The following is a 23,747-nucleotide window of genomic DNA, read 5'->3' on the forward strand; positions in this document are numbered from 1 at the left end:
GAAGCGGGGCTCGATCACGCGGACGCCACCGGCAACGCGCGCTGCATGCGCATTGATGCAGTGCGCCCCGAAGTGGGGCGCACCGCCGCCCGTCACTGGACGGTGTCGGCCTGCAGCAAACGACCGATCTGCGTATGCGACGGCGAACTGGCCAGATCGAGCGGCATCACCAACTTGGGATTGGGGTGCGGGATCGCCCGGGCAGGCGTCTCGGCCGAGGCTTCTTCGAGCAAGGCGCCGGCATCGTCCACGCTCGCGGTGATCGGCAGCACCGACAGGCCCAGCCGATCGCGCACGGCATTGGCGCGTTCGCGCAATGCGGCGTCGGCCGGCGCGCCCTGCAGCGGCGGGGTCGCCGCCTTCGGATCGGTCTGCAGGTGGGTGCGGATGGCCGCCAGTGCCTGCTGGCGCTGCGGATGCAGCAGCCCCCAGACCTCTTCGAGCAGTGCCTTGGCATCGATCTTGGGGAACGGCAGATGCGTCGGCCCGGTCATCACGATGCGCGGTGCGAGCCGGCCCACTGGCTCTGCATCGCATTCGGCGAGGGCGCGATAGACGACCTCGCTGCAGATCATGTGGCTCGGATTGTCCTGGATCAGATGGTCGAGCGCTTCGCGCACGACGATGCGCGCCAACCAGTTCTGCGGCCACTTGCCGCGGATCGCGACGACCACGCCCAGAAACGCCAGCGCGTCGACCGGATAGGGAATGCCGATCATCGACTCGGCCTTGGCCAGCACGCGCTTGCGGTCGGCCTCGTCGAGCGCGCTGCCGTCGTGCGCCAGCGGACGGTAGACGTCGATCAGCACGATCTCGGTGGTGTCGACCAGCCGCTTCGCCAGCGGATACCGGCGCACACCCGAGGCGGCTGCCTCGATCAGATCGCCCTGGTCGGCCACGATCGCGGCATGGCTGTAGATGCTGTCGCCGCACCAGGCGATCAGCGTGGAGAGCTGACCGCTGCTGAGCATCAGCAGGATGTCGCCCGGCAACAAGTCCTGCTCGGTGGCGAGAGGCGGCGTCGGCGTGTCGTGGTCTTGGGTCATGCACTGGCGTCCATGTGGGCGGTGGGAAGGGAAACGGGGGGTGGAGCGATGCTGATGCGGTCGCGACCGTTGGCCTTGCTGATGTACAGCGCGGCATCGGCGCGTGCGAGCAGGGTCGCCATCGATTCGCCGGGCACGAACTGCGCCACGCCGATACTCAGCGACAGCGACACCGTCTGGTCGCCGGCCGACAGCGGATGGGTGCGCACGGCGGTGCAGATCGCCTGCGCCGTCGCTCCCGCTTGCGCGAGCGTGGCCCCGGGCAGGACGGCCAGCAACTCGTCGCCACCGTAGCGGCCCAGTGCATCGCGATCATGCAGGCGGTTGCGGGCACGGGCGGCAACGATCCGCAGGCATTCGTCGCCCAGTGCGTGGCCATGGCGATCGTTGATGGCCTTGAACCGGTCGAGGTCGATGAACGCGACCGACAGCGGTGTCGCGCGTGCATCCGCCTGGGCGATCTCCGCGGCCAAGCGCTGTTCGATCGCACTGCGGCTCGCCACGCCGGTCAACCCATCGACCATCGCCAACCGGCTGGCGCGGTCGCGGTCGCGGCGCATCTCGACCATCGCATCGGCCAGGCCCAGTGTCAGCAACAGGCCGGAGGTGGCCAGGCCCAGATCCATGCCGCTGCCGACCCACGCCGGCGCGTTCCAGGCGCCCATCAGTTCGAGTGTGCGCAGGATGCAGAAGCCCAGCAGCGGCAGCCAGGCGATCGACAGGATCCGGGCCTCGCGCTGGCCGCGCCAGGCCTGGACCCACGCGACCAGCAGCAGGATCACCGACGACACCATCAGCCCGAGATTGCCCAGATAGGACAGCAACCGGCTGTCGAACAGCGCATGGCCGCAGGCGATCGCGGCCATCGCCGCCGCACACATGCGCAGCACGATCGCGATCCGGGGCAGGTGCCGATCCACGTCCAGATAGCGCGCCTGGAAGAGGATCGCGAACATGCCACCGAGCGAGGCCAGTACCCGTTGCGGTTGCAGCGATTGACCGAATGCGGCGTCCAGCAGCGGGATATCGCGGGCCTCGCCGCCCAGTACCAGCAGGTAGGTCAACACGCAGGTCAGATTCGCGGCGAAGTACAGGTGCGCGCGTTCACGCAGGCGTAACCAGAACGCGGCGGCCAGCAACAGCAGCACCGTCGTCGCGCCCAGGCTGAAGGCGCGCCGGTAGGCGTAGTGCAGGTCCTCGCGCTGCACCTGCGCCAAGGGCGCGATATCGACGTGCATCGGGATCGACCCGTTGGCGATGACCCGCAGCCACACGGTCTGGCCGGCGCGCAGGCCATCGGGCAGGTCGATGACCAGCGCGCGCGGCGAATAGCGGTCGTCGGCATGCGCGCCGTAGACCCCGTGCCGCGAGGGCGTATCCGCCCCTGGCGGCCACGCCTCGATCTGGTTGAGGAAGGGCGTGTACAGCAGCAGCTTGGGCGCCTCGTCGGCCGGAAAATCCATCCGGCTGGTGAGCTTCCACCACACGCCGCCGCGCTCGCGCTCGAACAACATGTCGGGGCGGTTGGGTCGCAGCGGGCCGGCCGTGTCGGCCGGCGGCGCATCGGCGCTCGCCGTTGCATCGTCCAGGCGCTGCAGTGTCCAGGCCTGCGCATACGTCGCGGTCGCGCACGCCCATAGCAAGGCCGCCGCCGCCCAACGAGCCACCATCCCCATGCCTGTGCCGCGTGCTCTCCCCGAGAGCGTGCAGAATATCGCAGGCCCCGGGCCGGCGCAGGGCGCAGCGCCCGGCGGGGTTGCTCAGCCGCATTCAGCCTTCGCGTGACCGGGCATCGGTCGTGCGTGCCGCATGCCAGGCTACATGGGCCCGGCATCGCCCGACGTGGTCACTCCGCTGGCGGGGTCTTCTCCAGGTCGCGGCCTTTCGGCGTGTCCGCCTCCTCGTCGCCGTAGACCCCGACGCCGTGGCGAAAGCTCAGTGTGCCACCGAGCCAACCGGCGACCGCCACCAGCAGCGCCATCACCGCCGACGACAACAGGCCCCAAGGCCAGACCGCGGCCACGGGGTCGGGCAGGCGCAACCACACGCCGAGCGCGGCCATCGCCAGCACCATGACCGCGACGATGAAATGGTTCCAGGCCGAGACGTGCCGCCGCACCACCCGGATCGACATCATGTCCATCGTGCCGACGATCCCCGCCAGCACGCCGAAGCCCAGCCCGCCGACATTCAGCCAGAACGCCAGTTCCGCCCAGAACGGCGCACGCAGCCACAGGTACAGGCCGTCGGCGACGACGACCATCGACAGGAACGCGATCGGGAACGTCACCAGCATCGGATGGATCGGGTGCTTGGCGATCGCCACCACGCTCTCGACCGTGTGGCTTTGGGTCTTGGGGACGGGTTGTTTCAGGTCCTTGCGCATCAGGGTCTCGTTGGGCGCGTCAGGCGCAAGTGGGTAGCAGCGCGACCGGCAGCGCGGTGAACACGACCCCGATGGCCGCGACCAGCGCGACCAGCGCGGTCAGCAAGGGCAGGAAATGCCGGCGGTCGCCCGGCGGGCGGGTCGGCGCGGCGGCCTGACGTGCGCGCCAGGCCACACAGCCCGACCACGCGATGCCCAGTAGCGCGAGCAGTGTCACGCCCCACAGCGCCCAGGTCATGGCCTCGAGCCCTGCGACCGGCGTGCGGCCCAGCCCGCGCGCGCAGGCCAGCCCCTGCAAGCTGTAGACGACGACGAAATGCAGCGCCCAGACCGCGAGCGGCATGGCCATGCGGGTCAGACCCAGGCGGCCCTCGGCCCGGCTCATAGCCACCTCGGGAACAGGTGCAGCATGCCCCAGGCGACCACGCCCTGGCCCACCGCGTAGCGCCAGAAGCCGGCGGCCACGCGCGACTCCAGGTTGCGCACCGCGTCCACATGGCCGCGGTGGATGCGCAGTGCGACGAAGCCGCCGATCAGCATCGCCACAACGACGTGCACCGCGTGGAAGCCGGTCAGCGTCCAGACCACCGACGCGTAGGCATGGACCTGGGGCGCACCGGTCGACTGCCAGATCGTCGGCAGGTGCAGCGCGAGGAAGGCAGCGCCGGCAACGAGGGCGACCCCCTGCCAGGCGATCGCGGTCCCGCGCCGCCCGGCGCGCAGCGCGCGCGGCGCGGCCCATGCCGACAGCAGGGGCACCGTCAGCGCGGCGAGTGCGGCGAGCGTCGGCGCCCAGGCCGCCAGCTGTGCGCCGCCGGCTGGCCAGGCCGGTGCGTTGAGCCACAGGTAGAAGTACGCGAACACCAGCGAAGCGAACAGCGAGCCATCGATCAGCAACGTCGCCACCAGCGCCCACCAGCCCGGCGCGTTGCGTGCCGCCGCCTGCGTCGGCAGGGTCAAGCCGGGTGCGACCTCGATCGACGCCGGCGCGTGGCGGTCGCCCGTGGTCCAGGCCCAGACCAGGAACAGGCCGATCAGCGGTCCCAGCATCAGCACCGACAGCCAATACTGCGAGGTGATGAAGCCGGTCAGCAACACGCCGATCGACAGCGCCGCCAGCAGCGGCCACCAGGTTGACGTCGAGACCCGGATCACCTGTTCGGGGCGTGCCGATTGAATGCTCGTGCCGAGAATCTCGCGGCGCCCGTCGTGTGCCTCGCCGAGCAGACCGTCGGTGCGGGCGACCTCGTCGGCGATCGCCGGACGGTGCCACAACGGGTAGCGATCGCCGACTTCGGGCACCGAGGCGACGTTGTACGCCGGCACCGGTCGCGGCAGCGCCCATTCCAGCGTGCCGGCCTGCCAGGGATTGGCGTCGGCGCGGCGACCGAGCACGAAGCACAGCGCCACATCGATCAGGATCGCGATGACGCCGACCGCGAGGACGAACCCGGCCGCGGTGGAGACCAAGTTGAGCCAGTGCACACCCAGCTCCATCGCGTAGCTGTCGACGCGCCGCGGCAGCCCGACCAGGCCGGTCAGATGCATCGGCAGGAACGTCAGATTCATGCCGATGAACACCAGCCAGAAGCCGCTGCGGCTCAGCGATTCGGACGGCATGCGCCCGCTCGCCAGCGGCAGCCAGTAGTAGAGCCCGGCGAACATCGGAAACATCAGCCCGCCGATCAGCACGTAGTGCAGATGCGCGACGACGAAATGGGTGTCGTGCGCCTGCCAGTCGAACGGCACGAAGGCCAACATCACTCCGGTCAGCCCGCCGCAGACGAACACCACGAAGAAGCCGACGATGTGCAGCATCGGCACGCGCAGCCACGGCTTGCCCGACCACAGCGTGGCGATCCACGCGAACACCTGGATGCCGGTCGGGATGGCCACCATCATGCTCGCCGCACTGAAGAACGCCAGCGCCAGCAACGGGATGCCGACCGCGAACATGTGGTGCACCCACAGGCCGAAGCTCAGAAAGCCCGTCGCCACCAGTGCCAGCACGATCCAGGTGTAGCCCACGATCGGGCGGCGGGCGAACGTCGGCACCACCATCGACACCACGCCGGCGGCCGGCAGGAAGATGATGTAGACCTCCGGATGGCCGAACAGCCAGAACAGGTGCTGCCACAGCAGCGGATCGCCGCCACGCGCGACCTCGAAAAACGCGAAGTCGAACGCGCGCTGGATCTCCAACAGCAGGCTGGCCAGGATCAGTGGCGGAAAGCCGAACGCGATCATGAAGGCGGTCACCAGCACCGCCCAGGCGAACACCGGCATGCGGGTGAGGTCCATGCCCGGCGCGCGCGTGATCAGGATCGCCACGATCAGCTCGACGGCCGCGGTCACTGCGGCGATCTCGGCGAACGTCACCCCGATCAGCCAGAAGTCCGCGCCCTTGCCCGGCGAGTAGGTCGCATCGGTCAGCGGCGTGTACATGAACCAGCCGCCATCGGGCACGCTGCCGAACAGGAAGCTCGAATACAGGAACAACCCGCCGAACAGATAGCACCACCAACCGAATGCCGAGAGGCGCGGGAACGGCAGGTCGCGCGACCCGAGCATCTTCGGGATCAGGTACATCGCGAAGCCTTCCATGATCGGCACCGCGAACAGGAACATCATCGTCGTGCCGTGCATGGTCACGAACTGCGCGTAGCGCTCGGGGTCGAGCACCTGCAGGCCGGGCCAGGCCAGTTGCAGCCGGATGAACATCGACAGCATCCCGCCGATCAGCAGGAACGCAAAGCCGGTGACGATGAAGCGCATCGCGATCGTCGAGTGGTTGACCGCGGTCAGCTGGCCGACCAGGCCGCGTCCGTTCGACCACACGCGCTCGAGCAGCGCCAGCCGCTCGGCGTGGCGCAGGCGGTCGCCCGGCGAGGGCAGCACCGGATCGGGCCCCAGTCCGCCGCTCACAGCACGTTCTCCGAAGCGCGGTGGCGCGGCGGCGCTCGTCCGGCCGGGGCCTGCGCCGACGGCGGCTCGTCGGCCCGCGCTGGCGGCTGCGCGGCCAGCCACGCGGGCATCGCCTCGGCCGCCATCACCCGCACCGGAAACAGCATGCGCGCATGCTCCAGGCCGCAGAACTCCGCACACTGGCCGCGCATCGGCACGGCCGCGTCGGCGCGCAGGCGCAGGACGTTGACGCGGCCGGGGATCGCATCGATCTTGCCGCCGAGTCTTGGAATCCAGAAGCTGTGGATCACATCCTCGCTGGTGATGCGGAACTCGACCATTCGGCCCAGTGGCATCGCCAGCGCGTCGACACTCTCGCCCAGCACCGTGTCATCGCGATCGCGATAGCGGAAATGCCATTGCCATTGCCGGGCGGTCACCTCGACGACCATGTCCGGCTCGACGCCCATCCCGGTCACCCGCGCGCTAGTCAGACTGCCGTAGACCAGCAGCGCGGTCAGCACGATCGTCGGCAGCACCAGGCCACCCCAGACCACCAGACGTTCGGGCTGCCGCAGCGCCTGGCCGGCCTCGCGGCGACGCAGCGCCCGCCACAGCAGCACGAGCACGAGCGCCCAGACCAGGGTGAATGCGCCGGCCATCAGCCACCAGCCAAATGCGATCTGCGCCGCGGCCGGGCCGGCGGGGTCGAGTGCCGATTGTGGGCCGGCGCAGGCGGCCAGCCCGAAGCCAGTCAGCGCGAGACCGGCCAGCGCGGCGATGCGGGCGCACATGCGCCGTGGTTGTCGGTTCCGATGCTCGATGATGCCGCCCCTGGAATACACACGCCGCGGATCGTGTCGATCGACAGACCCGCGCTGCACGCTAACGGCCAGCACGGCCACGCGATGTGAATGCGCGCGCGTCAGGTCCCGGCAGCGCGGCAAGGTTGGAGACTCGGCGCCCGACAGGCCTTCGCCGCGCGTGTTCAGCGCGGTGACGATGCCGTCTCACGGATTGAGACCTGGACCTGTCACGGTGCGCAGGTGAACCTGACCGACAAGCTCGCCGTACTCGCCGACGCCGCCAAGTACGACGCCTCCTGCGCGTCGAGCGGTGCGAACCGGCGCGACTCGTCGAAGACCGGCGGCATCGGCAGCACCGAGGGCATGGGCATCTGCCACTCGTACACGCCCGACGGCCGCTGCGTGTCGCTGCTCAAGATCCTGCTGACGAACTTCTGCGTGTTCGATTGCGCGTATTGCGTCAACCGCGTGTCGAGCAACGTGCGCCGCGCGCGCTTCACGACCCAGGAGGTCGTGGACCTGACGCTGGATTTCTACAAGCGCAACTACATCGAGGGGCTGTTCCTGTCGAGCGGCATCATCCGCAACGGCGACTACACGATGGAGCAGCTGGTCGAAGTCGCACGCAGCCTGCGGCAGGACCATCGCTTCGGCGGTTACATCCATCTCAAGACCATTCCCGACGCCGCGCCCGAACTGCTCGCTGCGGCCGGCCGTTATGCCGACCGGCTCAGCATCAACATCGAGTTGCCGACCGAGGCCGGCATGTCGGCGCTGGCCCCGGAAAAGACCCATGCCGGCATCCATGGTGCGATGGGCGAGCTCAAGTGGCGCATCGACGAGGACAAGGACGCGCGCCGCGCCAAGCGCCAGGCGGTGGGCGTGCGCCGGGCCAAGGCGCCGCGATTCGCGCCGGCTGGCCAGAGCACGCAGATGATCGTCGGTGCCGACGGCGCCAACGATCGCCGCATTCTCGAATCGAGCAGCCGCATGTACGGTACCTACCGCATGCGCCGCGTCTACTACTCGGCCTTCAGCCCGATTCCCGACGCCTCCAAGACCCTGCCGCTGCAGGCGCCGCCGTTGCTGCGCGAGCATCGGCTCTACCAGGCTGACTGGCTGCTGCGCTTCTACGGTTTCGATGTCGACGAGATCGCGCCCGAACCCGCCGCCGAGGGCGCGCCGGTCGCAGACGGCACCGAAGCGGGCATGCTCGACCTCGACGTCGATCCCAAGCTCGCCTGGGCCTTGCGCAATCCCACGCGCTTCCCGGTTGACGTCAATCGCGCACCGCGCGAGATGCTGCTGCGCGTGCCGGGGCTGGGTGCGCGCAACGTCGAGCGCATCATCGCCGCACGCCCGCACGGCGCCTTGCGCCTCGACGATCTCGCGCGGCTCCGCGTGCCGCTGAAGAAAGTCATGCCGTTCGTCGTCGTGCCTGGGCACCATCCCCGCCAGCGCCTCGACGATCCCGCCCGCCTGCGCAGCGAACTCGCCCCGCAACCGCGCCAGGCGAGCCTGTTCTGACGGCCTGCGACGCATGGCACTTCTGCGTCTCCCAGACCCTCGAGTTCGGATGAGCTCCCTAAAACCTGCGCGAAGAACACGTCCTTGTGCCCTCCCCCGTATACGGGGGAGGGTTGGGTGGGGGCTAACGTTCCGATCGCAGTGCCCTCTCGGCTTGCCCCCATCCCAGCCTTCCCCCGCTAGCGGGGGAAGGGTAAAAGCGCAGTGCGCGGCCGTCGATGATGCAAACAGGCAAGCATCACGCTGCGGCGAACGCGCCGATGCAGCCCTCCCCCGTGTACGGGGGAGGATTGGGTGGGGGCCAACGTTCCGATCGCAGTGCCCTGTGGGCTCGCCCCCATCCCAGCCTTCCCCCGTAAACGGGGGAAGGGGACAAGCGCAGTGCGCGGCCGTCGATGATGCAAACAGGCAAGCATCACGCTGCGGCGAACGCGCCGATGCAGCCCTCCCCCGTGTACGGGGGAGGGTTGAGTGGGGGCCAACGATCCGATCGCATTACGCTGTGGACTCGTCCCCATCCCAGCCTTCCCCCGCCAGCGGAGGAGGGAGACAAGCGCAGTCCGTGTCCGCCGATAGCGCAAGAAGACCAGCGCAACACCGTGCAAACCCGGGATTGCAACGTCGATGACGTCGACGCCCGCCCACGCGCGTGTGGCCGCGAGGGTCGATCCGCCCTGGGATGCCGGCGCCTGGCGCAGCGCGGCGCGTGCTGCGCTGTGCGCGGGCCTGCCGCCCGAGCAGCTCGACTGGAGCGGCGGCGCGCAGGGCTCGCTGCTGGGCGGCCTGGACCTCGCCGCGTTGCCTGCGCAACGCAGTGCGCCGCGCGTGCCCTCCGAGTTTCTGGCCCTCGCCGATGCTGTGCTCTGCCATCGCGCCGACGACCGCCATGGCCTGCTGTACCGCATGCTCTGGCGCATCGCCGAGGGCGAGCGCGCACTGCTGCTGCGCGCGGCCGACCCTGACGTGCATCGCGCACGCACAATGGCCCAGGCGGTGCGCCGCGATACCCACAAGATGAAGGCCTTCGTGCGCTTCCGCGCCGTGCCCGGCGCCGACGAGGAGTACGTCGCCTGGTTCGAGCCCGATCACTGGATCGTCGATCGGGTCGCGCCGTTCTTCGCGCGCCGCTTCGCCGGCATGCGCTGGGCGATCGTGACCCCGTACCGCAGCGCGTTGTGGGACGGCCAGACGTTGGCCTTCGCAGCGGGCGGCACGCGCGCCGATGCGCCGGCCGAGGACGCGCGCGAGGATTTGTGGCGCACCTACTACGCCAATATCTTCAACCCGGCCCGGCTCAACACCACGATGATGCGCGCCGAGATGCCGCAGAAGTACTGGAAGCACCTGCCCGAGACGGCGCTGCTGCCGGCGCTGGTGCGCGAGGCGGGCGTGCGCGTGCGCGAGATGGCCGAGCGCGCACATCAGGCGCCGCGTCGACGCATCCCGGTCGCGCCCGCGGCGCCGGCCCTGGCACCCGACAGCTTCGACGCACTGCGCGAGGCCGCACGCGATTGCCGGCGGTGTCCGCTGTGGCAACCGGCGACGCAGACGGTGTTCGGCGAAGGGCCGGGCGATGCCCGCACGATGATCGTCGGCGAGCAGCCAGGCGACGAGGAGGACCTGTCGGGCCGGCCGTTCGTCGGCCCCGCGGGCCGGCTGTTTTCGCGCGCGCTCGACGAACTCGGCATCGACCGCGGTTCGCTCTATCTGACCAACGCGGTCAAGCATTTCCGCTTCGAGCCACGCGGCAAGCGGCGGCTGCATCGCCGCCCCGATGTCGCCCACGTCGAGGCCTGCAATGGCTGGTTGCGCGCCGAGATCGCGCAGCTGAAACCCGAACGCATCGTCTGCCTGGGTGCGACCGCCGCGCGCGCGGTGTTTGGGCCGGGCGTGCGACTGACCGAGGAGCGCGGGCTGTGGCGCACGCGCGACGACGGCGTGCGCGCCTTCGCCACCGTGCATCCGTCGTGGGTGCTGCGTCAGGGCGATCCCGCCGCGCAGGCCCAGGCCTATGCCGGATTCGTCGACGACCTGCGCCTGCTGACGGCTGCCTGACGACAGAAGTGAGGCCCATGCGGGGTGGGTCGCCTCAACGGCCCTGGGCGTGCTCGCCGCGCAGCGTCATGACCTTGCTGGCCATGCGCGCGACGACCTTGCCGTCCTCGCGCTGGATGTCACAGCGGTAGTGCGTGAGCGTGCGGCCGCGATGTTCGGCCCAGGCATGCGCGCGCAGACGCGCACGCCAGACGGGCCGCACGAAGGTCGCATCGAGATCGATGCTGGTGAAGCTTTCGCCCGGCTGCATCAACGTCGAATGCGCCGTGCCGATGGTCGCATCGGCCAGTTCGCACAACAGGCCGCCGTGCACTGTGCCCTGCTGGTTGCCGTGATGTTCGGGATCGGCCTCCAGCTCGATGGCGGCCATCGCCTCGCTGACCGCGACGAGCCGGAAGCCCAGTAGCTGCGAGATCGCCGTGGGATAGCGCAGCGGGATGGCGGTGGGGTCGACAGGACGGCCGTCGAGCATGCGCTGCAAGTGGTCGAGGATCGGCAGGCGCGGTGAGGCATTGGACATAAGCGCTCCTCTTGGGACTTGAGGCATGGATGACGTGTCGGCACGGCGCCACCAGCCCACAGGTGACGCCGTTGCGCTGGGCAGCGTCCGCATTGCGCCGGAGCGTGATCGCGTAGATTGGAGCAATCAAGAAATTGTCCTAGGGACACGTGCATGGCCACTTCCCCGGTCGCGGTCATCGTCGAACGCCTCGCCGCGCAGATCCAAAGCGGCCAGTTGGCGCCGGGCACCGCCCTGCCGACCCATCGCGCGCTGGCTGCCCGACATGGGATCGCGGTCGCCTCGGCCAGCAAGGCCTATGCGCAGTTACAGGCGATGGGCCTGATCGTCGGCGAGACCGGACGCGGCACGTTCGTGCGTGAGCGCCCGCCGCAGCGCGAGTGGGACAGCGGCGACGAGGCGCGCCGCAGCGCGAGCGCAGTCGATCTGTCGTTCAACCATCCGACCTGGCCCGGCCAGGCGGCGCTGCTGCGCGGCATGCTGCGCGAGTTGGCGACCTCAGGCGACCTGGCGGCGCTGATGCACCAGCAACCGCCCGGCGGGCGGCGCCACGAGCGCCGGATCGTGGCCGATCTATTGGCTGCCTCGCGGGACATCGAGGCCGATGCGGAGCGTGTTCTGCTGGTCAACGGCGCGCAGCATGGTCTGGACGTGGTGGTGCGGGCGATGCTGCGGCCGCACGATGCGGTCGCGGTCGACGCCTTGAGCTACCCGGGCTTTCGCATGCTCGCCGAGCTGCAGGCGCTGGATCTCGCGCCGGTGCCTGCTTGCGCGGACGGGCCCGATCTCGACGCCCTGGAGCGGCTGTGCCGCAGCCGCCCGATCCGGGCGATCTACACGATGCCGACGCTGCACAATCCGTTGGGCTGGGTGCTCGACGTCGCGCAGCGGCAGCGGCTGGTGGCGATCGCGCGACGCCACGACTGCGTGCTGATCGAAGACGCAGCTTATGCGTGGCTGGCGGACCCGCCACCGGTCGCGCTGGCGACGTTGGCGCCCGAACGCACGTTCCACATCGCCAGCCTGTCCAAGAGCCTGGCCAGTGGTCTGCGCTTCGGTTATGTCGTCGTGCCTGCGGACTGCGTGGTGCGGGTCAAGGCGGTGATCCGGGCCAGCCACTGGAGCCTGCCGAGCCTGGTGACGGCGATGGCGACGCGCTGGATCGCCGACGGCACGATCACGCAGCAGGAGGCCGCGTTGCGCCATGACGCGCGCCAGCGCCAGGCGATCGCGGCCGACGTGTTCGCCGGCCTCGACCTGCGCGCGCACCCCGCCTCGCCGTTTCTGTGGCTGCGCTTGCCTGAGGGCCTGCGCATGGACCGTGCCGCGCAAGCGCTGGCCGAGCGCGGCATCGCGGTGTCCAAGGGCGAGGCCTACGCGACCGGCCGGCAGCGGCCGCATGCGCTGCGGTTGGGCTTGGGCTCGGTGCCGCTGGAGGCCCTTGAAGCGGTGCTGCAGCGCGTGCGCGATACGCTCGAGCGGCTGCCGGTCTGAGGTGCTGGCCGCGTTCGACATCACATCGATGAACCGAGCGCGGTGTCGACGGCCGCCATTCACCGCTGCTTCGCGCAGGCCGCCGAACACTCGGCCGACCCTTTCCCAGGAGCCTTTTCGATGAAGACGACCCTGATCCGTGGCCTGGCGCTCGCGCTGTCCCTGACCGCCGGTGCCGCCGTTGCGCAGGACGCGATGACCAGCGCCCAGGTCCGCACCGCGCTGACCGACGGCGGCTATACCGACGTGACCGATCTCGAGTTCAAGGATGGCTTGTGGAAGGCCGACGCCAAGGATGCCAATGGGCGCAAGATCGATGTCCGTCTGGATCCGGCGACCGGTCGCGTGTATCCGGACAATGCCGGCGCAACGACGCTGGGTGAGGCCAATATCCGCGCCAAGCTCACCGCCGCCGGCTTCACCAAGATCGAGGACGTGAAGTTCGATGACGGCCTGTGGGAGGCCGAGGCCGATACTCGCGAAGGCCAGCGCGTCGACCTCAAGCTCGACCCGCAGGACGGACGCGTCATCAGCCAGTCGCGCGACTGATCGCCGCGCAACCTTGCACGTGCGACCAACGCCCGGCGCAAGCCGGGCGTTGTCGTATCGGGGCGTCGCGTGCGAATGGCCGCAACGACACCGCGGGCTTGTGGATCAGTTGCCGCGATCGGGACGCGGCACGTCGTCGGGCATTGCGTCGCGAACGCAATTGGCGGCAGTGCGCGGTTGGTCGGGGGTTGCGACCAGGCACTGCGCCGCGGCCTGGGCCCAGCGCGAGACGGCATCGCGTCGGTCGGCCAGCGCTCCGGTGTCGACCAGCCAGCGCGCGATGTCGAGCATGCGTTGACGATCGTCGAGCGAGGCGACCGCATCAAGCGCCGCGGCGCTGACCACGAAACTGTGTGCGAAGGCCGCGGTCGCCCGCTCGGCGGTCTGCGCCGGATCCATCCGCCCGTCGTCGGCCACGAGCAGGCCCTGCAGGCGGATCGCCTCGCGTGCCTTGAGATCGCCGGCCGAACCGATGCTCGTGCGCAGCATGACCGTCGTGCCCAATGCGCCGATGAAGATGCCGCCGAGCAGCACGAACACCGCGCCGATCACCATGGGCGTGCGCGATGCGGGCTCGGCCCGGTGGGTCGGATCGGGATGGGTCACGCCTGGCCTCCTGTCTCGGCCACGGCGGCCGGGCCGCCTAGGCTAGCGCAGCCAGCCGGCGAGTTCCTCGCGACTGAGGCGGCCATCGCGATTGCTGTCCACTGCATCGAACTCGGCCGACAGCGTGGGGTTTGCCCGCGCCTCGGCCCGGCTGATGTAGCCGTCGCCGTTGACGTCGAGCGCGGCGAAATCGATCCGATAGGGGCTTGTCGTCGCCGGACGCGGCTCGTAGGAGCGGATGATCACCTGCTGGCCATCGGCGCCTTCGTAGGTCACCACCCCGGTCTGGCGGCCGGTCTGCGACGACACCGCCGGTGGGTCGGCGACTGGCTCCAGTGCGCTGGTACTGACCTGCGCGGAGGCAGCGGCGGGCAGCGCGAGCGCGATCAGCGCGGCAGGCAGCAGGCGGCGGTGGGACATGGCGTGCTCCTGTGGACGAGGGCATCTACGATGCCGCGTCGATGCCATGCGGAACATGAACGCGGTCGCATCGCAACGATCTACGCGGCGCGCTGGCGCAACTGCAGCACGACCGTCTGCACGACCAGCAGCGTCGCGATGCCCAGCGCCACCCAGGCCGAGGTCGTCGCCCCGGCCAGTGGCCAGTCGGTCTGCTTGATCCACACCGCGAACAGCCCCCACAGTGCGACCGCCGCGTAGGCTGCGTTACCGCGCATGCGCGCATTGAGCGCCAGCAACAGTGCTGCCGCGATCGCCCACAGCGCCAGGCTCCAGCCGAGCATGCGCGAGGGCGACAGCCACTGGTAGGCGACGATCGTCTGGGCGACGTTGAGGAACGCGGCCAGCGACAACCAACCCGCATGCAGCGACAGCGCCAGCCAGGCGATGCGCCGGCCGTGCGCGGCGCTGCCGTCCGACAGCCGCACCGCGCACCAGGCCAGGCAGGCCAGTGCGCCGACGATCACCGCCACGCAGGCGATGAAGTGGCCGGCCGAGAACAACGGCATCCAGATCGTGGTCAGCGCAAACCCCAGGGCGGCGACCGGGGCGATGCGCGTGAGCAACGCATCGTGACGGCGCGCGCCGGTTGCCTGCCAGGTCGCGTAGGCGATGTCGAGTACGAAGATCAGGCCCCAGACCGAGAACGCGTAGCCCGCTGCGACCAGCAGTGTCGGGTAGCGGCCCGACACCGCGGCCTGGTCGGGCCCGAAGGCACCGGTCTGCGACAGCCAGCCGACGATGGGCATGGCGAGCGAACACAACAGCACGAGCAGGCGCATGGACGCGATCCAGGAGTCGACCGCGCGCATGGTCGCATGGTCGCGTGACGGCGGCGCAGTACGTCGGGTGGGGCGGCGTGGCCGTCCGGTCCGCGACTCAGGCGGCCATGCCGCTATGCCGCAGCAGCGCGGCGATGTCGGGATCGCGGCCGCGAAATGCGCGAAAGTTCTCGGCCGCGTCGCGGCTGCCGCCGCGCGTCAGGATCTCGTCGCGGAACCGAGCGCCGGTCTGCGCCAGGCGGTCCGGCGCCTCCTCGAACGCGGCGTAGGCGTCGGCGCTGAGCACCTCGGCCCATTTGTAACTGTAGTAGCCGGCTGCGTAGCCGCCGGCGAAGATGTGCGCGAACTGGTGCGGGAACCGGTGCCAGGCCGGCGTGCGCAGCACTGCGACCTCGTCGCGCACGCGCTCGAGCAGAGCCAACGCATCGTCCTGGGCAGGGTCGAAGCCGGCATGCAACTGCATGTCGAACAGGGCGAACTCGATCTGGCGCAGCGTCTGCAGGCCGCTGTGGAAATTGCGCGCAGCCAGCATGCGGTCGAACAGCGCGCGCGGCAGCGGCGCGCCCGTGTCCACGTGCGCGGTCATCGCTTCGACGCGCGGCCATTCCCAGCAGAAGTTCTCCATGAACTGGCTCGGCAGTTCCACCGCGTCCCACTCCACCCCGTTGATGCCGGCGATCGGCAGTTCGCCGACTGCGGTCAGCAGCTGGTGCAGGCCGTGGCCCATCTCGTGGAACAGCGTGGTCACCTCGCCATGGGTGAACGTCGCCGGGCGCCCGTCGGCGCCACGGCCGAAATTGCACACCAGGTAGACCAGCGGCGTCTGTGTGCGCTCGCCGATCGCGCGGCGATTGCGGCAGTCGTCCATCCACGCGCCGCCGCGCTTGCCCTCGCGGGCGTACAGGTCGAGATAGAACTGCCCGACCAGCGTGCCGTCGCCGTCGACCAGGCGGTAGAAGCGCACGTCCGGGTGCCAGACCGGCGCGTTGTCGGGCTCGACCCGCAGGCCGTAGAGCGCGTGGATCAGGTCGAACAGGCCGGCGAGTACGCGATCCTGCGTGAAGTACTGCTTGACCGTCTGCGCCGAATAGTCGTAACGCGCCTGGCGCAGGCGCTCGGCGGCGAACGCGACGTCCCAGGGCTGCAGCGCATCCAGGCCCAGGGTGTCGCGCGCGAACGTCTCGAGCGCATCGCGGTCGCGCTGGGCATGCGGGCGGGCACGTGCCGCGAGGTCGCGCAGGAAGCCGAGCACGTCATCCGGCGAGGTCGCCATCTTGGTCGCCAGCGACAGGCTGGCGTAGTCCGCGAAGCCCAGCAACGCAGCCTGCTCGGCGCGCAGCGTCAGGATCCGGGCGATCAACGGGCCGTTGTCGCGCTCGGCGGGCCCGGCCTCGGACGCGCGCAGGCCGTAGGCGCGGTACAGCGTCTCGCGCAGGTCGCGATCCTCGGCGTAGGTCTGCACCGGCAGGTAGCAGGGCATCTGCAGCGTGAGCGTCCAACCGGACTGGCCGGCCTTCTCGGCGGTCGCGCGCGCTGCGGCGACGACATCGTCGGGCAACCCGGCCAGCCGCGCGGCATCGTCGACATGCAGCGAGAACGCATCGGTCGCATCGAGCACGTGCTCGGAGAACTGCGCCGACAGCGCAGCGAGTTCCTGGCGGACTGACGACAGCCGCGCCTTGCCCTCGGCGTCGAGTGCGGCACCGCCGAGGCGGAAGTCGCGCAGCGCATGGGCGATCACCCGCCGGCGCAGCGGATCGAGGCCGAGCGCATCGGCCTCGTCGGACAGACGCCGGTACTGGGCGTACAGCGCCTCGTCCTGGGCGAGGGCATTGAAGAAGGCGGTCACCTTCGGCAGCGCGGCGTTGTAGGCGGCGCGCAGTTCGGGGGTGTTGACCACGGCGTTCAGATGCGAGACCTGGTTCCAGGCGCGCCCCAGGCGCTCGGTCGCATCCTCCAGCGGCACGACGACCTGCTCCCAGCTCACCGGTTGGGTCCGGCCCGCGACCGCCAGCGCGGCCTCGGCCTCGGCAACGAGCGCGTCGATCGCCGGCTGCACGTGCGCCGGCGTGATGGCGTCGAAGCGGGGCAGGCCGGAGAAGTCGAGCAGCGGATTGGTCATCGTCGGGACACAGCGGCTTGGGGGCGTTCGATTCTAGGGGCTAGCGGCGTTGCGCGATGTCACAGACCACTCGCTCCGCCGCCGCGTTAAACGAAGTCGTGTTCACAACGCTCACCGCAGTGGGCTGGCGGCCGGAGGCCACGCCAAGCGCGCCATGGATGGTGCGCGCCCGAGTCAAGGCAGGATGCCTTGCCGAGGGAAGAGTGGCCTCTGGCCGGCAGCCCGCTGCCCACTCGAAGTCGAGCTGCGATGCTGGCGTGAACGAGGCGCCGCTTCAGGAGACCAACTGCAATCCCAGCCTCAACCTGTGCATGGGAAGGCTGCGCCGACCGACACACGCACGATATGCGCTCCCTGGGCTCGACGGACAGCGCTATCGTGGACGACTCCCGTACCGCGTGCCGCCGACCGCCCCATGCATTCGATCGAAGTCGTCCTGGTGATGCTGCTGGCCGTCGTGGTCAGCGGCTATCTGACCCGCGTGCTGCAGCGCTGGCTGCCGCTGCCGTTGCCGGTGGTGCAGATCGCACTGGGCGCGACGATCGCCGGCGTGTTCGGCCGGGGTGTCACGCTCGATCCACACTTGTTCTTCGTGCTGTTCCTGCCGCCGCTGCTGTTCCTCGACGGCTGGCGGATCCCCAAGAGCGGCCTGTTCCGCGACCGCGGCGTGATCCTGCAGCTGGCCCTGGGGCTGGTGGTGTTCACCGTGCTCGGCGCCGGCCTGCTGATCCACTGGATGATCCCGGCGATGCCGCTGGCGGTGGCGTTCGCGCTGGCCGCAATCCTGTCGCCGACCGATCCGGTCGCGGTGTCGTCGATCGCGGCGCGTGCGCCGATTCCCTCGCGCGTCATGCACATTCTGGAGGGCGAGTCGCTGCTCAACGACGCCTCGGGCCTGGTGTGCTTCCGCTTCGCGGTGGCCGCCGCGCTGACCGGCGGCTTCTCGCTGCTCTCCGCCTCGCTGACCTTTCTGTGGGTGGCCCTGGCCGGCGTCGCGGTCGGCGCGGCATTGACCATCGCGATCAACCGCGGGCATGCGCTGGTCTCGCGCGTGTTCGGCGAGGAGGCGGGCACGCCGATCCTGATCAGCCTGCTGACGCCGTTCGGCGCCTACTTGCTGGCCGAGCAGATCGGCGCCTCGGGCATCCTTGCCGCGGTTGCGGCCGGCATCACGATGAGCTACGTCGAGCTCAGCGGCCGCGCCCTGGCCACGACTCGGGTGCAGCGCGCCGCGGTCTGGGACACGGTGCAGTTCTCGCTCAACGGCATCATCTTCGTGCTGCTGGGCGAGCAGTTGCCGTGGATCGTCGACCGCGCGGTGAGTACAGTGCGCGAGGCCGGCCACGTCACGCCGTGGTGGCTGGTGGTCTACGTGCTGGCGATCTACGCCGGCCTGTTCGCGCTGCGCTTCGCCTGGGTGTGGGTGACCCTGTGGATCGCGCTGTCGCGCAGCGGGGCGAAGCGGCGGCTGCCGGCGACGCGATTGGTCGCGGCGATGTCGCTGGCCGGCGTGCGCGGCGCGATCACGCTGGCGGGTGTGCTGACGCTGCCGCTGGCGCTGTACGACGGTACGCCGTTCCCGGCGCGCGATCTGGCGATCTTCCTGGCGGCGGCGGTGATCCTGATCTCCCTGCTGCTCGGCAGCCTGGTGTTGCCGCGGCTGCTGCGCGGGCTCACCGCGCCGGCCGAGGGCGAGGGCGACCGCGAGATGGACCTGGCCCGGCACGAGGGCGCGGTCGCCGCGGTGGCGGCCGTGGAGCGCGCGCAGCATGCGCTGCCGGGCGCCAAATCCGACCCCGACCTCTACGCCAGCGCCGCGGTCCGGGTCATGGCGCTGTACCAGGACCGGCTGCGCCGCGAGGCAGGCGGCGGCATTGATGCCGAGGAACTGCGCCGCGCCGACGACGCCGAGCGCGCGCTGCGTATCGCGGCCGTTGCGGCCGAGCGCGAATGTATCTATGGACTTGCCCGCCATCGTCGGATCTCCGACGAGATCGCCCGTCGGCTGGTTCGCGACCTCGACCTGCTCGAGGCGCGCTACCGCTGACGGCTCAGGGCGTTGTCGCCCGTTCCATCTGCTCGAGCAGGGCGAACGCGGCGCTCCGCGATGCCCCGCACATGTCCTGCGCCGGGCGCAGCGAGCCGCAGAACGCGGGCCGCTCGGGGCGGCCGAACAACCGGCAGCGCAACGCTTCGTCGAGCTGCACGCACGCCACGCCGGCCGGCTTGCCGTCGGGCATGCCGGGAATCGGCGAGGTGATCGACGGCGCGATACAGCACGCCGCGCAGGCCGGACGACAGTCCATCGCGCGCAGCATCAGCGGCGCCGGCGCACGACCGCCAGTGCCAGCAAGATCAGGCCGGTTGCTTCGATCATCGCCAGGCCGACGCCGATGACGCCGTAGAACAGTCCGGTCGCCGCGAACGGCAGCGCGGCGCTGGTGACGTAAGCCTGCAACAGCGGGTAGGTCACCGCCGCGAGCAACTGGGCGGCCAGCATCACGCCGAACCCCCAGGCCGCGAGCCGCACTGCCGGCGGGTCGGCCGCGCGTTTCTGCAGCACGAGCGTGAGCGCGACACCGAGCGCGATCAGCAGCGGCACGCGCGCCGGCAACTGCACGAGCATCGACATCAACAGGGCATGGGCATCCATCGTCGCGGCCCTTAGTCCGCGCTGGCCAGCGCGACGTTGCGCGCCTGCAGCAGCGCGAACACCGGATCGGTCTCCGGGCGCACGCCGTGCCAGAGCGCGAAGCTCTCGGCCGCCTGCTCGACCAGCATGCCCAGCCCGTCGATCGCATCGCGCACGCCGTGGGCGCGTGCCCAGGCCAGGAACGGCACCGAGGCCTCGCCGTAGTTGAGGTCTACCGCGGCGGTGCGCATGCCCACCAGCGCGCGCGGCAGCGCCGGGAAGCGGCCGTCGCGCCCGGCAGAGGTGGCGTTGACGATCAGGTCGAACTCGCCGGACTCGCCGACGCGTTCGAGGTAACGCGGATGCACCCGGCCTGGCTCGCCGAGCGCATCGGCCAGCGCGTCGGCACGCTCGGGCGTGCGGTTGACGATCGTCAGGCCGTCGACACCGGCCTCCAGCAGCGCGCCGGCGACACCGCGCGCCGAGCCGCCGGCGCCGATCAGCAACGTCCGCCGCCCGCGCAGGTCGAGGCCGTGGCGATCGGTCAGGTCGCGGACCAGGCCAGCACCGTCGGTGTTGTCGCCATGCCAGCTCGCGCCGCGGCGCACCAGCGTATTGACCGCGCCCACGCGCTGCGCGCGTTCGGAATGGGTGTCGGCCAATGCGAACGCCGCCTCTTTCAGCGGCAGCGTGACGTTGGCGCCGGCGCCGCCCGATGTCGCGAAGGCCATCAAGGCCTCGGCGAACGCCGAGGGGGTGGCATCGATCGCGGTGTAATCGATCGCGATGCCGGTCTGCTGCCCGAACGCGGCATGGATCTGCGGCGACAGCGAATGGGCGATGGGATGGCCGAACACGGCGTAGCGGGGGCTGGGCATCGGGCGACTCGGGCAGGCGGCGCGCCGGTCCGGCGCGTGACGAGTCTAGGGCATGCCATCGGCCTTGGCAGGCGCGCGCCGCCGAATCGGCCGCAGTGCAGGATGCGGCCACGGCCAGGACGCGGTATACACGGAAGCGCAAGCAGGGGGACGCAGCGAGCCAGGGGGGCGCGGCGGCATCGAGAGGGTCGGGCGGGGACGGCAGCCATGCCGTGCGCGTCGGGCAGGTCACCGGTGAATCACCGTCATCTGAAAAGGGGAGTTTTCGCATGTCACGTATCCGCATACTTGGCGGGGCTTCGGTCCTGCTCGGCGTCGTTGCCGTCGCCGCCGCAAGTACCGTCATTCCTGGCGCCGAACCCGCGGCCCGGCAGGCGCTGCAATCGGCCCGTCAGGGCGTAGGCGCGCTGCTGGGCGCAGCCCCGGTCGCCTTTGCCGCCACGCCACGCGGCGGATCCCCCGCAGCGGCCGCGCAAGGCCCGGGGCGCTACATCGTGGTCTTCGACGATCCGGCCCTGGCCGGCTACACCGGCGGCGTCGCCGGGTTGGCGGCGCCGGCCAAGCGCCGCGACGGCCAGCGCCTGGATGTGCGCAGCGCACCGGCGCGCAGCTACGTTGGCTATCTGCAGCGGCGCCAGCGCGAAGTCGAGAGCGGCATCGCGCTGGATCTGGGGCGGTCGCTGCGGGTCGAGCGCCGGATGCAGCATGCGATCAACGGCATCGTGGTCGAGCTGGCGCCGGCCGAGGCGGCGAAGGTCGCCGCGCGCAGCGACGTGCGCTTCGTCGAGCCCTACCGCGAGTACGCACTCGACACCGACACCGGGCCCGGCCTGATCGGCGCACCGGCCTTGTGGAACGGGACGGTCGGCGGGCTGGGCGCGCTGCAGGGCGAGGGCGTGGTGGTCGGCATCCTCGATTCGGGCATCAACTTCGGCTCGCCCTCGTTCTCGGCGGTCGACCCGGTCGATGGCTATGTCCATACCAATCCGCTCGGCAGCGGCACGTACCTCGGCACCTGCGCGCCGGGCGGCATCGATGCCGGCCGCTGCAACGACAAGCTGATCGGCGGCTACGACTTCGTCTGCGAGGCGCCGGGGCTGACCTGCGGTCGCGAAGGCATCCGCGAGGAGCCCGGCTTCGGCGACACCAACAGCCACGGCAGCCATGTCGCGTCCACGGCCGCCGGCAACCGCCGCAACGTGGTCTTCAGCGGCAACTCGCGTGCGATCTCCGGGGTGGCGCCGCGCGCGAACATCGTTGCGTTCGACATCTGCTACACCCGGCTGTCGGACGGCCGGGGCCTGTGCCCGAACGTCTCGGCGGTGGCCGCGGTCGAACAAGCACTCGCCGACGGCATCGTCGACGTCATCAATTACTCGATCGCCGGTGGCGGTCAGCCGTGGAGCGAGGCGGTATCGCTCGCGTTCCTGTCGGCCAGTGAGGCCGGCATCTACGTCGCGGCCTCGGCCGGCAACAGCGGTCCGGCCGCCAACAGCATGGGCCACCTCGAGCCCTGGGTCGCCTCGACCGGCGCGGCCCAGCACGGCCGCGGCGTGTTCGCGTCCGCATTGCAGGTCACAGGTCCCGCGCCGGTGCCCGAGCCGCTGTCGCTGATCCTGCTGACCGAGGGGACCGGCGGTACGCCGCATACCGTGAGCATTCCCGGCAGCACGCCTCTGCGGGTCAGCGCCGGCATCGACGGGGGTACGGACGGCTGTAGCGCCTACGCGGCAGGCACCTTCCAGAACGCGATCGCGGTCGTGCGCCGCGGCAGTTGCGCGTTCTCCGACAAGGCCGCGAACGCGGCCGCGGCCGGTGCGGTCGCGGTGCTGATCGCCAACAACGCCCCGGGTGGCCTGATCCCGTCGGTGCCGGGTGCGACCGTCCCGGTGTTCTCGGTGACCCAGGCCGAGGGCAATGCGTTGCGCGATTTCGCTGCAACGCGCCCCAACGCGACCGCCGGCATCGGCTACCCGCCGCTGCCCACCCCCAACGTGCCCGACGCGCTGGGCGACTTCAGCTCGCGCGGACCGGCCGGGACCTTCAACCTGCTCAAGCCCGACGTGGTGGCGCCCGGCGTGTCGATCCTGGCCACCGTGGCCGGCGAGACCATCACCGGCTACGAGAACGCGCTGGGCCTGATGAACGGCACGTCGATGGCCTCACCGCATCATGCTGGTGCCGCCGCGCTGTTGCGCCAGGCGCGGCCGAACTGGTCGGTGCCGGAGATCAAGTCGGCGCTGGCGCTGACCGCCAAGACCCTGGTGTACACCGAGGACGAGGTCACGCCCGGCACGCCGTTCGATCGCGGTAGTGGCCGCATCCGCGTCGACCGCGCGATCGAGGCGGGTCTGGTGATGCACGAGACCGGCGCGCGCTACCTGGCGGCCAATCCGGCGCAGGGTGGCGATGTCGCCAACCTCAACCAGCCGGGCCTGGCCAACCGCAACTGCCAGACCACCTGCAGCTTCGTGCGCACGTTCCGCAATCCGCATGCCCAGGCCTCGACCTGGCGGGTGCGCTTTGCCGGCGTTGCGGCAACCGCCGTGCCGGCGCAACTGCGGGTGCCGGCCGGTGCCAGCGTCAGCGTGCGCATCACGGTCGATGCGCGCAGCCTGCCGGCCGACGGCAGCTGGCGCTTCGGTGAGGTCACGCTCGAGCCGGTCGGCGGCGCGCTCGGTCCGCAGCGCACCGCGCTGACGCTCCCGGTTGCGGTGGCCCGCCAGGTCAACTGAAGCCGCGCGTTTGCCACCTCCCCCGCACTGCGGGGGAGGTCGACCCGCGCAGCGCGTCGGGTGGGGGCATGGAATGCGCGCCGGAAAGCGCCCCCATCCCAGCCTTCTCCGTAAACGGAGCATTGCACCCTCACGGGTGGAAGGCGCCAAGTGGCACAGCGTGTAGTCACCTCCCCCGCAGCGCGGGGGAGGTCGGCGCGCGCAGCGCGTCGGGTGGGGGCACGGAACTCGCGCCGGAAAGCTTCT

The 23,747-nt window shown here is 70.5% G+C and carries 20 protein-coding genes; 6 read left to right on the forward strand and 14 right to left on the reverse strand.

Going from position 1 to position 23,747, the window contains the following annotated elements:
- Positions 1-92: 92 nt before the first annotated feature.
- The 6 genes from WAF18_RS02780 to WAF18_RS02805 all read right to left on the reverse strand — a co-directional run bounded on the left by WAF18_RS02780 (position 93) and on the right by WAF18_RS02805 (position 7,130).
- Positions 93-1,046: a hypothetical protein gene (locus WAF18_RS02780; RefSeq protein WP_337243762.1), complete on the reverse strand. Its 954-nt coding sequence runs from the start codon at positions 1,044-1,046 to the stop codon at positions 93-95.
- Positions 1,043-2,716: a diguanylate cyclase gene (locus WAF18_RS02785; protein ID WP_337243763.1), complete on the reverse strand. Its 1,674-nt coding sequence runs from the start codon at positions 2,714-2,716 to the stop codon at positions 1,043-1,045. The genes WAF18_RS02780 and WAF18_RS02785 overlap by 4 nt, the downstream gene beginning before the upstream one ends.
- Positions 2,717-2,892: 176 nt before the next feature.
- Complete coding sequence (locus WAF18_RS02790) at positions 2,893-3,432, reverse strand: DUF2231 domain-containing protein (RefSeq protein ID WP_337243764.1); 540 nt, start codon at positions 3,430-3,432, stop codon at positions 2,893-2,895.
- A 19-nt stretch (positions 3,433-3,451) separates the two neighbouring features.
- Positions 3,452-3,817 (reverse strand): hypothetical protein, encoded by a 366-nt coding sequence (locus tag WAF18_RS02795; protein ID WP_337243765.1) that lies wholly within the window; start codon positions 3,815-3,817, stop codon positions 3,452-3,454.
- Entirely contained in the window at positions 3,814-6,357 is a 2,544-nt protein-coding gene (ctaD, locus tag WAF18_RS02800) for a cytochrome c oxidase subunit I (RefSeq protein ID WP_337243766.1), read from the reverse strand. Before ctaD ends, WAF18_RS02795 begins: the two co-directional genes overlap by 4 nt.
- A complete protein-coding gene (locus WAF18_RS02805) occupies positions 6,354-7,130 on the reverse strand; it encodes a cytochrome c oxidase subunit II (RefSeq protein ID WP_337243767.1) in 777 nt (258 codons plus the stop codon). The genes ctaD and WAF18_RS02805 overlap by 4 nt, the downstream gene beginning before the upstream one ends.
- 252 nt (positions 7,131-7,382) lie before the next feature.
- Here WAF18_RS02805 and WAF18_RS02810 point away from each other — a divergent pair, with 252 nt between their 5' ends.
- On the forward strand, positions 7,383-8,669 hold the full coding sequence (locus WAF18_RS02810) for a putative DNA modification/repair radical SAM protein (protein ID WP_337243768.1): 1,287 nt from the start codon (positions 7,383-7,385) through the stop codon (positions 8,667-8,669).
- Positions 8,670-9,293: 624 nt separating this feature from the next.
- Positions 9,294-10,724 carry a UdgX family uracil-DNA binding protein gene (locus WAF18_RS02815; protein WP_337243769.1) on the forward strand — a complete coding sequence of 477 codons (1,431 nt, stop codon included), beginning with the start codon at positions 9,294-9,296 and terminating at the stop codon, positions 10,722-10,724.
- 34 nt (positions 10,725-10,758) lie between these two features.
- Here the strand turns inward: WAF18_RS02815 and WAF18_RS02820 are convergent, their stop codons facing one another.
- A complete protein-coding gene (locus WAF18_RS02820; RefSeq protein ID WP_337243770.1) occupies positions 10,759-11,244 on the reverse strand; it encodes a PaaI family thioesterase in 486 nt (161 codons plus the stop codon).
- Between the two features lie 153 nt (positions 11,245-11,397).
- On the opposite strand from WAF18_RS02820, the gene WAF18_RS02825 reads away from it, so the two are divergent.
- Both WAF18_RS02825 and WAF18_RS02830 read left to right on the forward strand, forming a co-directional pair.
- Positions 11,398-12,738, forward strand: a complete 1,341-nt coding sequence (locus WAF18_RS02825; RefSeq protein WP_337243771.1) for a PLP-dependent aminotransferase family protein — start codon at positions 11,398-11,400, stop codon at positions 12,736-12,738.
- A gap of 120 nt (positions 12,739-12,858) precedes the next feature.
- Positions 12,859-13,287, forward strand: coding sequence for a PepSY domain-containing protein (locus tag WAF18_RS02830; protein ID WP_337243772.1), 429 nt, complete (start codon positions 12,859-12,861; stop codon positions 13,285-13,287).
- Between the two features lie 105 nt (positions 13,288-13,392).
- Here the strand turns inward: WAF18_RS02830 and WAF18_RS02835 are convergent, their stop codons facing one another.
- The 4 genes from WAF18_RS02835 to WAF18_RS02850 all read right to left on the reverse strand — a co-directional run bounded on the left by WAF18_RS02835 (position 13,393) and on the right by WAF18_RS02850 (position 17,256).
- Positions 13,393-13,893 carry a hypothetical protein gene (locus WAF18_RS02835; RefSeq protein WP_337243773.1) on the reverse strand — a complete coding sequence of 167 codons (501 nt, stop codon included), beginning with the start codon at positions 13,891-13,893 and terminating at the stop codon, positions 13,393-13,395.
- 42 nt (positions 13,894-13,935) lie between these two features.
- Positions 13,936-14,313: a hypothetical protein gene (locus tag WAF18_RS02840; protein ID WP_337243774.1), complete on the reverse strand. Its 378-nt coding sequence runs from the start codon at positions 14,311-14,313 to the stop codon at positions 13,936-13,938.
- Between the two features lie 80 nt (positions 14,314-14,393).
- Entirely contained in the window at positions 14,394-15,134 is a 741-nt protein-coding gene (locus WAF18_RS02845) for a hypothetical protein (RefSeq protein ID WP_337243775.1), read from the reverse strand.
- 97 nt (positions 15,135-15,231) lie between these two features.
- Positions 15,232-17,256 carry a M3 family metallopeptidase gene (locus WAF18_RS02850; RefSeq protein WP_337243776.1) on the reverse strand — a complete coding sequence of 675 codons (2,025 nt, stop codon included), beginning with the start codon at positions 17,254-17,256 and terminating at the stop codon, positions 15,232-15,234.
- 415 nt (positions 17,257-17,671) lie between these two features.
- Here WAF18_RS02850 and WAF18_RS02855 point away from each other — a divergent pair, with 415 nt between their 5' ends.
- Positions 17,672-19,303: a Na+/H+ antiporter gene (locus tag WAF18_RS02855; RefSeq protein ID WP_337243777.1), complete on the forward strand. Its 1,632-nt coding sequence runs from the start codon at positions 17,672-17,674 to the stop codon at positions 19,301-19,303.
- Between the two features lie 4 nt (positions 19,304-19,307).
- Here the strand turns inward: WAF18_RS02855 and WAF18_RS02860 are convergent, their stop codons facing one another.
- Genes WAF18_RS02860 through aroE form a run of 3 tightly spaced genes read right to left on the reverse strand, consistent with a single transcriptional unit; the run spans position 19,308 to position 20,766 of the window.
- Complete coding sequence (locus WAF18_RS02860; protein ID WP_337243778.1) at positions 19,308-19,562, reverse strand: YkgJ family cysteine cluster protein; 255 nt, start codon at positions 19,560-19,562, stop codon at positions 19,308-19,310.
- 11 nt (positions 19,563-19,573) lie between these two features.
- Positions 19,574-19,909: a hypothetical protein gene (locus tag WAF18_RS02865; protein ID WP_337243779.1), complete on the reverse strand. Its 336-nt coding sequence runs from the start codon at positions 19,907-19,909 to the stop codon at positions 19,574-19,576.
- A gap of 11 nt (positions 19,910-19,920) precedes the next feature.
- A complete protein-coding gene (aroE, locus tag WAF18_RS02870) occupies positions 19,921-20,766 on the reverse strand; it encodes a shikimate dehydrogenase (RefSeq protein ID WP_337243780.1) in 846 nt (281 codons plus the stop codon).
- A 269-nt stretch (positions 20,767-21,035) separates the two neighbouring features.
- Here aroE and WAF18_RS02875 point away from each other — a divergent pair, with 269 nt between their 5' ends.
- Positions 21,036-23,501 carry a S8 family serine peptidase gene (locus tag WAF18_RS02875; RefSeq protein WP_337243781.1) on the forward strand — a complete coding sequence of 822 codons (2,466 nt, stop codon included), beginning with the start codon at positions 21,036-21,038 and terminating at the stop codon, positions 23,499-23,501.
- Positions 23,502-23,747 lie beyond the last annotated feature (246 nt).

The sequence above is a fragment of the Luteimonas sp. gir genome (assembly GCF_037198055.1).
GTDB lineage: Bacteria > Pseudomonadota > Gammaproteobacteria > Xanthomonadales > Xanthomonadaceae > Luteimonas > Luteimonas citri_A.